At 69.1% G+C, this 15,062-nt stretch carries 1 protein-coding gene (only partly in view); it reads left to right on the forward strand.

The features are described 5' to 3' along the window. Positions 1-15,062, forward strand: partial view of an SDR family NAD(P)-dependent oxidoreductase gene (locus tag SK803_RS10555; RefSeq protein WP_319965666.1) — the 5' portion only. The gene runs 14,878 nt beyond the window's last position; only the first 15,062 of its 29,940 coding nucleotides appear in the window; its start codon is at positions 1-3; the stop codon falls past the right edge of the window.

Genomic DNA, 15,062 nt, shown 5'->3' on the forward strand with positions numbered 1-15,062 from the left:
ATGACCACCTCTGCTAACCAGTACGTCGAGGCTCTGCGGTCGTCACTGAAGGAGATCGACCGGCTGCGCAAGCAGAACCAGCAGCTGATCGCGGCAGCGGTGGAACCGATCGCGATCGTCGGCATCGGCTGCCGGTATCCCGGCGGGGTGGCCTCGCCGGAGGACCTCTGGCAGGTCGTCGCAGAAGGCAGGGACGTGATCGGCGGATTCCCCGCCGATCGCGGATGGGACGTCTCCGACCTCAACAGCGCCACGATCGAAGGTGGCTTCCTCGATGACCCGGCGTCGTTCGACGCCGGGTTCTTCGGCATCTCGCCCCGCGAAGCCGTGGTCATGGACCCGCAGCAGCGCCTGCTCCTGGAGACCTCGTGGGAGGCCCTGGAGCGCGCTGGCGTGAACGCGCAGTCGTTGCGCGGCACCAAGACCGGCGTGTTCATGGGCACCACCTCGCAGGACTACGCCGACCTGCTCTCGCGCTCGGGCGAGGACGTCGGCCTCTACGCCACGACCGCGTTCGCCGCGTCCGTGTTGTCCGGCCGCATCTCCTACCTGCTCGGGCTGGAAGGCCCCGCCGTCACCGTCGACACCGCCTGCTCGTCGTCGCTGGTGGCGCTGCACCTCGCTTCTTCCGCTTTGCGCGCCGGTGAATGCGACCTGGCGCTGGCCGGCGGTGTCGCGGTCATGACGACGCCCGCCGGGTTCGCCGCCTTCACCTCGCAGGGCGGGCTCGCCGGCAACGGCCGCTGCAAGGCGTTCTCCGACGACGCGGACGGCACCGGCTGGTCCGAGGGCGTCGGTGTGCTTGTTCTGAAGCGGCTTTCCGACGCTCAGCGCGCCGGCGACAAGATCCTCGCCGTGGTCCGCGGTTCCGCGGTCAACCAGGACGGCGCTTCAAACGGCCTGACCGCGCCGAACGGGCCGTCGCAGCAACGCGTCATCCGCCAAGCCCTGCAGAACGGCGGTCTCGCACCGTCCGATGTGGACGCCGTGGAAGCGCACGGAACGGGGACCACGCTGGGCGACCCGATCGAGGCGCAGGCGATTCTCTCGGTGTACGGGCAGGACCGGGCCGAGCCGATCTACCTCGGGTCGATCAAGTCCAACATCGGACACCCCCAGGGCGCCGCCGGTGTCGCCGGGGTGATCAAGGTGGTCATGGCGCTGCAGAACGGACTGCTGCCCCAGACCCTGCACCTCGGCACGCCTTCCACGCAGGTCGACTGGACCAAGGGCAACGTGTCCCTGCTCGAGGACGCGCGGCCGTGGCCTTCCGTCGACCGTCCGCTGCGCGCCGGTGTGTCGGCGTTCGGCGTCTCGGGCACGAACGCCCACGTGATCCTGGAGCAGGCTCCGGCACTTGTCGTTGAGGCTTCCGAGGTTTCTTCATCACCTGCTGTGGTGCCGTGGATTCTGTCCGGGCGTACTCCGGGTGCGTTGGATGAGCAGCGGGTTCGGCTCCAGTCGGTCGTGGATGCGTTGGCGCCGCTGGACATCGCGTTCACCCTGGCGACGGCGCGGGCGTCGTTCGAACAGCGTGCCGTGGTGCTGCCGGACGGTACTGAGCTCGCGCGCGGTGTGGCCGCCGACGAGAACACGCTCGCGTTCCTGTTCTCCGGACAGGGATCCCAGCGCATCGGCATGGGACGTGAGCTGCACGCCAGGTTCCCGGTGTTCGCCGCCGCGTTCGACTCGGCCCTCGCGCACCTCGACCCCGACCTGCGCTCGGTGATGTGGGGTGATGACCCCGCGGTCCTGGACCAGACCCGCTACACGCAGCCCGCGTTGTTCGCCTTCGAAGTCGCCATGTTCCGACTGCTCGAGTCGTTCGGACTCGTGCCGGAGCAGGTGGCGGGCCACTCGATCGGTGAGATCGCGGCCGCGCACGTCGCTGGGGTGCTGTCGCTCGAAGACGCCTCCACGCTGGTCACCGCGCGGGCTTCGTTGATGCAGGCGCTTCCGGCCGGTGGCGTGATGATCGCCGTGCAGGCCACCGAGGAAGAGGTCCTTCCCTTCCTGACCGACGGTGTTTCCATCGCCGCGATCAACGGCCCGACGTCACTGGTCATCGCAGGTGTTGAACAAGAGGCACAGCGGGTTGTCGAACAACTCAACGGTGCTACGCCCCGCAAGTCGAAGCAACTGCAGGTCAGCCACGCCTTCCACTCGCCGCTGATGGAGCCGATGCTGGAGGACATCCGCGCGGCGATCTCCGGTATTTCCTTCAACGCTCCCTCAATCCCCTTGGTGGCTCGTGGGGTCGTTGACCAACCCGAGTACTGGGTGCAGCACGTCCGCGACGCCGTGCGCTTCCACGACACGGTGACGGCGATGGGGGACAAGACCTTCGTCGAGGTCGGCCCGGACGGTGTGCTGGCCGCGATGGTCGACGACGCGGTGCCCACCTCGCGCAAGGACCGCGGCGAGGAACTGGCGTTCGTGACGGCTTTGGCGCGCCTGCACGTCGTGGGCGTTCCCGTCGACTGGGCGCGGTTGTTCGAGGGCTCCGGTGCCGGGCGGGTCGATCTGCCGACGTATGCGTTCCAGCGCCAGAGGTTCTGGCCGCGCCCGAAGACCCAGTCCGGTGACGTGCGCGGCGCCGGACTCGGTGCGGTCGGCCACCCGCTGCTCGGCGCGGCCGTTGAGCTGGCAGGTTCGGCGGGACACCTGTTCACGTCCCGGCTGTCGTTGGCGACGCACCCGTGGCTCGCGGATCACGTGGTGATGGGCAGGGTTCTGTTCGCCGGCACCGCGTTCCTGGAACTGACCGTTCGTGCCGCTGACGAGGTGGGCTGCGACCGCGTCGAGGAACTGACGCTGGCCGCTCCGCTGGTGCTCACCCCGGATGTCGCGGCGCAGTTGCAGGTTTCCGTTGGTGCTGTTGACTCCGCGGGTCGACGTTCGGTGGCGATCTTCTCCCGGCCTGAGGGTTCCGTTGACACGCCTTGGCTTCAGCACGCCTCCGGTGTGCTCGGCTCGGGGGCGTCCGCTGTCTCGTTCGACGCTTCGGTGTGGCCGCCCGCCGGTGCCGAAGCCGTCGACATCGCGGGGTCGTACGAGCGCTTCACCGACATGGGCTTCGACTACGGCCCGGTTTTCCAGGGCCTGCAGGCGGTCTGGCGCGGTGGAGACGGCGTGGTGTATGCCGAGGTCACGCTGCCGGAAGGCGTCGACGGCGGGGCGTTCGGGCTGCACCCGGCACTGCTGGACGCCGGCATGCACGCCGCCGGGTTCGGCGACCTCGGCTCGATCAGCAGGGGCGGGCTGCCGTTCTCCTGGCAGGGCGTGTCCCTGCACGCTTCGGGCGCGTCCGCGGTGCGGGTGCGGCTGTCTCGCGGCGAGGACGGCTCGATGGAGATCGCCGTCGCCGATGCGACCGGTGCTCCCGTCGCGTCGGTCGAGGCTCTGCAGACGCGGCCGGTTCCGGTCGACGAGCTGGGTCCTCAGGTCGAGCGCGACTCGTTGTTCCGCATCGAGTGGGTGCCCGTCGAGCTGCCGGTGGGGTTCGCCGAGCAGACCGTCGCGGTGCTCGGGCCGGACGTGCTGTCGCTGGCCGCGGGACCGGTCGTCGCCGAGTTGACGGACGCCGATCTGACGCTGGTTCCTGTTGTCGGCACTGATGTTCGCGAGACGTGCGCGCGGGTGCTTTCGTTGATCCAGGAAGCGCTGCCCAGGTCCGGGCGGGTGGCGTTCGTGACGCGTGGCGCGGTCGACGGCGATGATCTCGCCGCCGCTGCCGCGCGGGGCCTGGTGCGGTCCGCGCAGTCCGAGCACCCCGGCCGCTTTGTGCTGGTGGATCTGGACTTCTCGGACGCCTCCGTCGGCGCGGTGTTGCACGCGTTGACGACTGACGAGCCGGTGCTGGCGATCCGCGACGGTGTCGTTCTGGCGGCACGGCTTGCGCGGGCGGCGCTGCCTGTCTCGTCGCTCACGTGGTCCGGCCGTGTGCTGATCACCGGTGGTACCGGTGGACTTGGTCAGTTGGTGGCCCGGCATCTCGTCGCCGAGCACGGTGTTCGTGAGCTGCTGCTGGTCTCTCGCAGCGGTTCTGCCGACGTTTCTGCGTTGCAGGAGCTGGGCGCGGACGTGATCGTTGAGGCGTGCGACGTCTCCGATCGTTCCGCGCTGGAATCGTTGCTGTCGCGGCACTCCGTCGGCGGCGTGGTGCACACTGCGGCGGTGCTCGACGACGGCGTCGTGGAGTCGTTGACGCCCGAGCGCATCTCCACGGTTCTGCGCCCGAAGGCGGACGCGGCGCTGCACCTGCACGAGCTGTTGCGCGACGTGCCTTTCGTGCTGTTCTCCTCGGCCGCGGGCACGTTCGGCGGTGCCGGCCAGTCGAACTACGCCGCTGCCAACGCTTTCCTCGACGCTCTGGCGCGGGTCCGCCGTGCTTCCGGGCAGCACGCCGTCGCGCTGGCGTGGGGTGCGTGGGAGCAGACCTCCGGCATGACCGCCGCGATGTCCGACGCCGACATGCAGCGCATCGCCCGTTCCGGTATGCCGCCGTTGAAGGTCTCCGAAGGCCTCGCGCTGTTCGACGCCGGCGCCGCCGGTTCCGACGCTTTCCTGTTGCCCCTCAGGCTGGACCTTGCCGCGCTGCGGCAGCAGGGCGCGCCGCCGCCGTTGTTGCGCGGCTTGATCAAGACTCCGAAGCGTCGTGCGGCCGCGCAGTCCGTTGCGGCGGAAGGCCTTGTCGCGGAGCTGTCGCGTCTCGGTTCCGACGCACGCCTGGAAGCGCTGCTGAACCTGGTCGCCACCGAGGTCGCCGCGGTGCTCGGTCACGGCAGTGCGTCCGAAGTGGACCGCACGCGCACGTTCCAGGGCCTCGGGTTCGACTCGCTGACCGCCGTCGAGCTGCGCAACCGCCTGACCGCGTCGACCGGCATCCGGCTGCCCGCCACCCTGATCTTCGACTACCCGACTGCCGGTGCCCTGGCCTCCTACCTGCTGGACGAACTGTTCGGCACGGACGTCCTCGTGCCGGAGGTCTTGCCTGGTGCGGTTTCCGACGACCCGATCGTGATCGTCGGCATGGCCTGCCACTACCCGGGCGGGGTGTCGTCGCCGGAAGACCTGTGGCGCCTGGTGTTCGAGGAGCGCGACGGCGTCACCGGCTTCCCGGCGAACCGCGGCTGGGACCTGGACTCCCTCTACGACCCGGACCCTGATGCCTCCGGCAAGACCCACGTCATGCAGGGCGGCTTCCTGCACGACGCCCCGTCGTTCGACCCGGACTTCTTCGGCATGTCCCCGCGCGAAGCACTCGCCACGGACGTCCAGCACAGGCTGTTGTTGCAGACCGCGTGGGAGGCGTTCGAGCGTGCGGGCATCGACCCGGCCTCGGTGCGAGGCTCCAAGACCGGTGTCTTCGCGGGCGTGATGTCCAACGACTACTCGACTTTGGTGTCCGACGACATCTTCGAGGGCTACCAGGGCACCGGCACCGCGCAGAGCGTCCTGTCCGGCCGCGTCGCCTACACCTTCGGCCTCGAAGGCCCCGCGGTCACCGTCGACACCGCGTGCTCTTCTTCCCTGGTCGCCCTGCACCTGGCATCTTCCGCGCTGCGCAACGGCGAATGCTCGCTGGCGCTGGCCGGCGGCGTGACCGTCATGTCGACGCCCGGTTCGTTCGTCGCCTTCTCGAAGCAGCGCGGACTCGCGATGGACGGCCGCTGCAAGTCCTTCGCCGACGCCGCCGACGGCACCGGCTGGGGTGAGGGCGTCGGCCTGCTCGTGCTGGAACGTCAGTCCGACGCGCTGCGCAACGGCCACACGATTCTGGCTGTGGTGCGCGGTTCCGCGATCAACCAGGACGGCGCCTCCAACGGCCTCACCGCCCCGAACGGCCCTTCGCAGCAGCGCGTGATCCGATCCGCTCTCGCTTCGGCTGGCTTGTCCGTCTCGGACGTCGATGTCGTCGAGGCCCACGGCACCGGCACCACTCTGGGCGACCCGATCGAGGCTCAGGCGCTGCTCGCCGTCTACGGCCAGGACCGCTCTTCGCCGCTGCTGCTCGGCTCGATCAAGTCCAACATCGGTCACACGCAGGCCGCCGCTGGTGTCGCCGGCATCATCAAGATGGTCCACGCGATGCGGCACGGCGTCGTGCCCGCGACCCTGCACGTCGACCAGCCCTCTACCCACATCGACTGGAGCGCGGGCGAAGTCTCCCTCGTCACCGCCGCGACCTCGTGGCCCGAGGTCTCCCGCCCACGCCGCGCGGGCGTCTCGTCGTTCGGCGTCTCCGGCACCAACGCCCACGTGATCCTCGAGTCCGCAACCCCGTCTCCGGCTTCTGTGGACAACTCGGCGCCTGTGGACAGCCCGGCCGTTGTCGATCTTGCCGCGCCAGATTCGTCGGCCTCCCGTGGGACGCTTGGAGTGGGGACCTCGGTCTCCCCCCGGGGCCCCCAGGCGGAATCGATTCCGATTCCGTGGCTGGTGTCGGCGAGGTCGGCGGTGTCGCTCGAGGGCCAGGTCGAGGCGATCAAGGCGTGGCCTGGGGAAGCGGCGGACATCGCGTTCTCGTTGCTGACCACGCGTGCGTTGTTCGATCACCGGGCGGTGGTGCTGGACGGCGAGGTGCTGGCGTCCGGGGTGGCGCGAGGCGGTGAGCTGGCGTTCCTGTTCAGCGGGCAGGGGTCGCAGCGGGTGGGCATGGGGCGCGAGCTTTATGAGGCGTTCCCGGTGTTCGCTGAGGCGCTCGATGCCGTGCTGGCGAACCTCGACCCGGCCGTTCGCGAGGTCATGTGGGGCGATGACCAGGAGAAGCTGAACCAGACCGGGTACACGCAGCCCGCGCTGTTCGCGTTCCAGGTGGCGCTGTACCGGCTGTTCGAGTTCTACGGGGTGAAGCCCAGTCGCGTTGCGGGCCACTCGATCGGTGAGATCGCGGCCGCGCACGTTGCCGGGGTGCTGTCGCTCGAGGACGCCTGCCAGCTCGTGACCGCGCGCGCTTCGCTGATGCAGGCGTTGCCGGCGGGTGGCGCGATGGTGTCGGTGGTCGCGTCCGAGAAGAAGGTGCGTGAGCACCTGACTGACGGTGTGTCGATCGCGGTGGTCAACGGACCTCGGTCCGTGGTGATCGCCGGTGTCGAAGAAGAAGTGCTCGCGATCGCGTCGAAGTGGAAGAACAAGCGGCTCAAGGTGTCGCACGCGTTCCACTCGCCACTGATGGAGCCGATGCTCGACGACTTCCGTGAGGCGATCAGCGGACTCAGCTTCCACGAGCCGCTTGTCCAGATGTCAACATCCGGACAAGTGGACACCGTCGACTACTGGGTCGACCACGTTCGCGACACCGTTCGATTCCACGACAACGTCACCGTGTTGGGTGACATGAAGTTCCTGGAGATCGGGCCGGACGGCGTGCTGTCCGCGATGGTCGACGGCTGCGTGCCCGCGGTGCGGCGCAACGTTGACGAGGTCAAGTCAATGTTGACTGCATTGAGCCGAATCAATGTTGACGGCGTCAATGTTGATTGGAACCGGTTCTGTCAACATGGCCGGAAGATTGACCTGCCGACTTACGCGTTCGAGCAGCGAACGTTCTGGCCTGAGGTCTCCACGCGCTCGGATGTCCGGTCGGCGGGTCTCGGTGCGATCGAGCATCCGCTGCTCGGGGCCGCTGTCGAGCTTGCCGGGCCAGGAGGAAACACAGAGGGCCTGCTGTTCACGAGCAGGCTGTCGCTGCGCACCCACCCGTGGCTGCGGGACCACTCGCTGCACGGCAAGGTGCTGGTGCCCGGTGCGGCGCTCGTCGAACTCGCGCTGCGGGCCGCGGACGAGGTGGGCCTCGACCGCGTTGACGAGCTGACGATCGCGGCGCCGCTCGTGCTGCCCGAGTCGGGCGCCGTGCAGGTGCAGATCCGCGTCGGCGCGGACGGGGACCGTCGGGCGATCGCGATTCACAGCCGTCCTGAGGACAGCGACCTGCCGTGGACCGAGCATGCGGCCGGCTTCTTGGCGTCGGGAGCTGCTGTCGCGGACTTCGACGCCTCCGTGTGGCCGCCTGCTGGGGCTGAGGCCGTGCAGGTCGAGGGTGTTTACGAGCGGTTCGCGGAGCTCGGGTTCGACTACGGGCACGCGTTCCAGGGACTGCGGGCCGCGTGGAAGCTGGCTGATCAGGTGTTCGCCGAGGTCGCGTTGCCCGAGGACGTGACCGCCACAGGCTTCGGGATTCACCCGGCGCTGCTGGACGCGGCGCTGCACGCGGTGGCGTTCGCCGACCAGCGGACCGAGGGCGCGGTGCCGTTCTCGTGGGAAAGCGTTGCGCTGCACGCGGTCGGTGCCACGTCGTTGCGGGTGCGCCTGCGGACCACCGGCGACAGCTCGATGGAGATCGCCATCGCCGACACCACCGGTGCGCCGGTGGCGACGGTCGGGTCGCTCGTGACGCGGGCCGTGTCGGCGCGGCAGCTCAGTGCGGCGCAGGACGCGTTGTTCGGGCTGGAGTGGGTGCCGATCACTCTCACCGAGGCGGTTCCGGCGGCTCACGTCGTCGAGCACGTTGCCGGGGAAGGCTCTCCGGTCGAGTCCGCGCATGCGTTGACGGCCGGCGTGCTCGCGAAGATCCAGGAGTGGATCGCGACCGAACGTGCCGAGAAGCTCGTGTTCGTCACGCGGCAGGGCGATCTGGGTGCGTCGGCGGTGTGGGGCCTGGTGCGGGCCGCGCAGTCGGAGCACCCCGGCCGGTTCGCGTTGATCGAGACCGACGGCGACCTGCCGGACGCGGCGCTCGCCAGTGCCGAGCCGCAGCTGCGAGTGCGTGGCGGCGAGGTGTTCGTGCCGCGCGTCGCCCGGATCGCCGCCGGTGACGGCGTGGTGCTGGAAGGACCTGTGCTGATCACCGGCGGTACCGGTGGGCTCGGCCAGGTGATCGCGCGGCATCTCGTCGCCGTACATGGTGTTCGTGACCTGGTGCTGGTCAGTCGACGCGGCGAGACGCCGGACTGGGTGGCGGAGCTGGACGCGTCGGTCACCGTCGCGGCCTGCGATGTCGCGGATCGGCACGCCGTTGCGAACCTCCTTGCAGGTCAACAGATTCGTTCGATCGTGCACACCGCCGGCGTGTTGGACGACGGCGTCATCGAGTCGCTCACGCCGGAGCGTTTGTCTGCGGTGCTGAGGCCTAAGGTCGACGCCGCGTGGAACCTGCACGAGCTTGCGGGCGATGTCTCGGCGTTCGTCGTCTACTCGTCCGGCGCGGGTGTCTTCGGTTCGTCCGGGCAGGGCAACTACGCGGCGGGCAACACGTTCCTCGATGCCCTGATCGAGCACCGGCGCGCTGCTGGACTGCCGGGGGTCTCGCTGGCGTGGGGTGCGTGGGCCGGGACGGGCATGTTGTCCGGTGCCGACGCCGAACGCCTGGCGAAGTCCGGCATGCCGCCGATCACACCGGAGGAAGGCGTCGAACTCTTCGACGCCGCACTGTCTTCCGGTGCCTCGCTGGTGCTGCCGCTGCGGCTGGACCTGGCGGTGTTCCGGGCGCGCGCCGAGGTTCCCGCGGTGCTGCAGGGCCTGGTGAAGGTCCGTGCTCGTCGCACGGCCGCTTCCAGCGCGTCGTCCTCGTTGGTGCAGAAGCTGTCCGGTCTTGATGAGGCCGCTCGCCTCGGCGCCCTGCTCGACCTGGTGCGTACCGAGGTCGGCGCGGTGCTCGGGCACAGCGGCGGCGAGACGATCGACCCTGCGCGCGCGTTCCAGTCGCTGGGCTTCGACTCGCTGACGGCCGTCGAGCTGCGCAACCGCCTCGGTGAGGTCACCGGATTGCGGCTGCCGGCCACGCTGACGTTCGACTACCCGACCTCCGCGGTGCTGGCCGGTTTCTTGAAGGACGAGCTGTTCGGGGCCTCGGACGCCGTCTCGGACCTGCCCGCGGTGTCCGCTGCGTCTACATCGGACGATCCGATCGTGATCGTCGGCATGGCCTGCCGCTACCCCGGAGGCGTGTCGTCGCCCGAGGACCTGTGGCGGCTGGTGGCCGACGGCGTCGACGCCATCACGGAATTCCCCGTCAACCGCGGCTGGGACATCGACGGCCTCTACCACCCCGACCCCGACCACGCGGGCACCACCTACTCGATCTCGGGCGGCTTCCTGCACGAGGCGGGCGCGTTCGACCCGGCGTTCTTCGGGATGTCGCCGCGCGAGGCCATCGCCACGGACTCCCAGCAGCGCCTGCTCCTGGAGACCACCTGGGAGGCGCTGGAGCGTTCCGGCATCGACCCGGCAACGTTGCGCGGCAGTGCGACCGGCGTCTTCACCGGTGTCATGTACAACGACTACGCGTCCATTCTGGACGGTGGCGAGTTCGAGGGACACCAGGGCCAGGGCAGCGCGGGCTCGATCGCCTCGGGCCGCGTCTCCTACACGTTCGGCTTCGAGGGCCCGGCCGTCACGGTCGACACCGCTTGCTCTTCTTCTTTGGTGGCACTGCACCTCGCTTCGCAGGCGCTGCGGTCGGGGGAGTGTTCGCTCGCTGTCGCCGGTGGCGTGACGGTGATGTCGACGCCGACCACCTACGTCGAGTTCTCCCGTCAGCGCGGCCTTTCCGTTGACGGGCGCTGCAAGGCGTTCTCCGACGAGGCGGACGGCACCGGCTGGGGTGAAGGTGTTGGTCTGCTCGTGCTGGAGCGCCAGTCCGATGCCCTCCGCAACGGACACACCGTTCTGGCGGTCGTGCGCGGCTCCGCGGTCAACCAGGACGGCGCCTCCAACGGCCTGACCGCGCCGAACGGCCCGTCGCAGCAACGTGTGATCCGCGCGGCGCTGGCTTCGGCGGGTCTGTCGCCCGCGGACGTCGACGCTGTTGAAGCGCACGGCACCGCGACGAAGCTCGGCGACCCGATCGAGGCCCAGGCGCTGCTCGCCGTCTACGGGCAGGACCGCTCTGAGCCGCTCTACCTGGGCTCGGTCAAGTCGAACATCGGCCACACGCAGGCCGCCGCGGGTGTCGCGGGCGTCATCAAGATGGTGCAGGCGCTGCGACACGGCGTGCTGCCCCGGACCTTGCACGTCGACACGCCGACCACGCAGGTCGACTGGCAGTCCGGCGCTGTCGAGGTGCTGACCTCGCCCCGCACTTGGCCTTCGGTGGACCGTGCCCGTCGCGCGGGCGTCTCGTCGTTCGGTGTCTCGGGCACGAACGCGCATGTGATCTTGGAAGCGCCGGATGTTCCGGAATTGTCAGACCTGCCTGAGATGATTGGGATGGGGGGTGGATCCCCTCAGGGGGCCGGCCAATCGGGATCGATTCCGCAGGTGGCGGCGGTGCCGTTCGCCGTGCCGTTGGTGGTGTCGGCGAAGTCTGCCGGAGCGTTGCGGACTCAGGTCGAGCGGATCGCGGCGTTGGTGGACGGCGGCGTGTCGGCGAGCGATGTCGGGTTCTCGTTGGCGACTACGCGCTCGTTGTTCGAGCACCGGGCCGTTGTGCTCGACGGTGAGGTTGTTGCCGAGGGCGTTGCCGGTGGGAAGCCGTTGGCGTTCCTGTTCTCCGGGCAGGGGGCTCAGCGGATCGGGGCTGGGCGGGAGCTGTACGAGGCGTTCCCGGTGTTCGCCGAGGCGTTCGACGCCGCGCTGGTGAACCTCGACCCCGCGTTGCGTGAGGTCATGTGGGGCGATGACCAGGAAGCACTGAACCAGACCGGGTTCGCGCAGCCCGCGTTGTTCGCGGTCGAGCTGGCGCTGTACCGGTTGATCGAGTCGTTCGGGGTGCGGCCCGACCACCTCGTCGGGCACTCGATCGGTGAGATCGCGGCGGCGCATGTCGCCGGGGTGCTGAGCCTGGAAGACGCCTCGCTCCTGGTGACGGCTCGTGCGGCGCTCATGCAGGCGTTGCCGGCCGGTGGCGCGATGGTCTCGGTCATCGCGTCCGAGGAAGAGGTGCTGCCGCATCTGACCGTCGGCGTGTCGATCGCGGCGATCAACGGGCCGCGCACGGTGGTGATCGCCGGTGTTGAAGATGAGGTCGTCAAGGTTGCGGGGCGGTGGAAGAACAAGCGGCTGAAGGTGTCGCACGCGTTCCACTCGCCACTGATGGAGCCGATGCTCGACGACTTCCGTGAGGCGATCAGCGGCCTGACGTTCCACGAGCCACTTGTCCAGATGTCAACATCCGGACAAGTGAACACCGTCGACTACTGGGTCAACCACGTCCGGGACGCGGTGCGCTTCCACGACAACGTCACCCGGCTGAGTGACGTCACGCTGCTGGAGATCGGACCGGACGCGCAGTTGAGCGCGCTGGTGGACGGTTCCACGGCGGTGTTGAGGCGGGATCGCGGTGAAGTCGCGTCAATGTTGACTGCACTCGGTCAAGTACATGTTGACGGAATCAATGTTGACTGGACGCAGCTGTACACAGGTGGACGGAAGGTTGATCTGCCCACCTATGCGTTCGACCACCAGATGTTCTGGCCGAAGGCGGTGCGCAGGGCCGGCGATGTCGGTGCGCTGGGGCTCACGCGCGTCGAGCACCCGTTGCTCGGGGCGTCGGTCGACGTCGCCGGACAGGACGGATACCTGTTCACGAGCCGGTTGTCGCTGGGGTCGCACCCGTGGCTCGCGGATCACACGGTGTTCGGGCAGGTGTTGCTGCCGGGCACGGCGTTCCTGGAGCTCGCGGTGCGGGCCGGGGACGAGGTCGGGCTCGACCGCGTCGACGAGCTGACGCTGGCCGCGCCGCTCGTGCTGCCGGAGCAGGGTGCGGTGCGGATTCAGGTCGCGGTGGGCGTCGAGGAGAACGGGCGTCGCGCGATCGAGGTGTTCTCACGGCCTGATGGCGCAGATGTGTCGTGGACGCAGCACGCGACTGGATTCCTGGCCAGCGGTACGAACACTAGTGACTTCGATGCACCTGTTTTTGATGCAACGGTGTGGCCGCCTGTCGGCGCACAGAGCGTTGACGTTGAGGGGGCATACGAGCGGTTCGCGGAGAACGGGTTCGAATACGGGCCGGTGTTCCAAGGGCTGCGAGGCGTGTGGCGCGCGGACGGCGAGGTGTTCGCGGAGGTCGCGCTGCCCGAGGGGGTGGACGGGGCGGCGTTCGGGCTGCACCCGGCGCTGCTCGACGCCACGCTGCACGCGGGTGGCTTCTTCGACGGGGCTGAGGCGGGGCTGCCGTTCTCGTGGGAGAACGTGTCGCTGCACGCCACCGGAGCCTCCGCGGTCCGGGTGAGGCTGCGACGCAATGGTGACGCGTGGGTGATCGCGGTCGCCGATATGACGGGTGCGCCGGTTGCCACCGTTGGGTCGTTGGTGACGCGGGCGGTGTCCGCGCAGCAGGTGAGCGCGGTGGATCGCGACTCGTTGTTCCGGCTCGACTGGGTGCCCGTGTCGCTGCCTCAGGCCGGTGCTGCCGCCGTGGTGGTGGAGGAGTTCGTTGGCGACGGTGATGTCGTCAAGCAGACGCACGCTCTCGCGGCCCGTGCGCTGGAGTTGGTGCAGCGCTGGATCGTCGAGGAGCGCGCGGAACGGCTTGTGTTCGTGACGCGTCAGGACGACCTGGCTGCGAGCGCGGTGCACGGTCTCGTCCGGGCCGCGCAGAACGAGCACCCCGGCCGGTTCACGCTCATCGACACCGATGCCGAGGTGTCCGATCAGGTTCTCGCGATCGACGAGCCGCAGCTGCGGGTGCGCGATGGCCAGGTGTTCGCGGCACGGCTCGCACGCGCCGAGGCGGCGGAGCCCGGCGAGTTCACCGGCCCGGTGCTGATCACCGGCGGCACGGGTGGGCTGGGGCGCGTGATCGCCAAGCACCTCGTCGAACGGTACGGCGTCAAGGAACTCGTGCTGGTCAGCCGCACCGGAAAAGCTGATGTGTCCGATTTGGACGCCAAGGTCATGGTGATCGCATGCGATGTGAGTGATCGCAAGGCGCTACAGAAGGTGTTGAGGAAGCACAAGGTGCGCAGCGTCGTGCACACGGCCGGCGTGCTGGATGACGGCGTGGTCGAGTCGCTCACTCCAGAGCGGTTGGCGAACGTGTTGCGGCCCAAGGTCGACGCCGCGTGGAACCTGCACGAGCTCGCGAAGGGCTTGGACAAGTTCCTCATCTTCTCCAGCGCCGCAGGGACGTTCGGTGCGGCGGGGCAGGCGAACTACGCGGCGGGCAACGCGTTCCTCGACGCACTTGCGTTGCACCGCAAGGCTCAAGGGCTTCCGGCCGTGTCGCTGGCATGGGGTGCTTGGAACCAGACTGGCATGCTGTCGGAGGCTGATGCCGAACGCATGGCACGAGGCGGCACGCCGCCGTTGTCGGTGGAGCAGGGGCTCGCGCTGTTCGACGCGGCGATCGGCGGTGAGGACGCGGTGTTGCTGCCGTTGCGACTCGACCTCGCGACGTTGCGCGACCACGCCGAGGTCCGTCCGCTGCTGCGTGGACTGATCCGGACGCGGACTCGCCGCGCCGCGGCCCAGGCCGACTCCGGGCTCGTCCAGCGGCTCACCGCGATGGCTCCGGAAAGGCGTCTGGTCACGTTGCTCGACCTGGTCCGCACCGAGGTCGCGGCCGTACTCGGCCACGACGGCGTTGCCGCGGTGGACCCGGCGAAGGCGTTCCAGGACCTCGGATTCGACTCGCTCACCGCGGTCGACCTGCGCAACCGCCTCACCGGCGTCACCGGGCTGCGGTTGCCGAGCACGCTGATCTTCGACTACCCGACGTCCGCGGTGCTCGCCGGCTTCCTGCGTGACGAACTGTTCGGCGCCGACGACACCTCGGCCGCTCTGCCGACGCTGGTGTCCACTTCGGACGATCCGATCGTGATCGTCGGCATGGCCTGCCGCTACCCCGGTGGTGTCGCCACGCCAGAACAGCTGTGGGACCTCGTGGTCGACGGCCGTGACGCCATCACCGAGTTCCCGTCCAACCGCGGCTGGGACCTCGACTCGCTCTACCACCCGGACCCCGACCACATCGGCACCTCTTACACGAAGTCCGGTGGCTTCCTGCACGACGCCGATCAGTTCGACCCGGAGTTCTTCGGCATGTCGCCGCGCGAGGCCGTGTCGACCGACGCTCAGCAGCGGCTGTTGCTCGAGGCGTCGTGGGAGGCGTTGGAGCG

The organism is Lentzea miocenica, assembly GCF_033949945.1.
Classification (GTDB): Bacteria; Actinomycetota; Actinomycetes; order Mycobacteriales; family Pseudonocardiaceae; genus Lentzea; species Lentzea miocenica.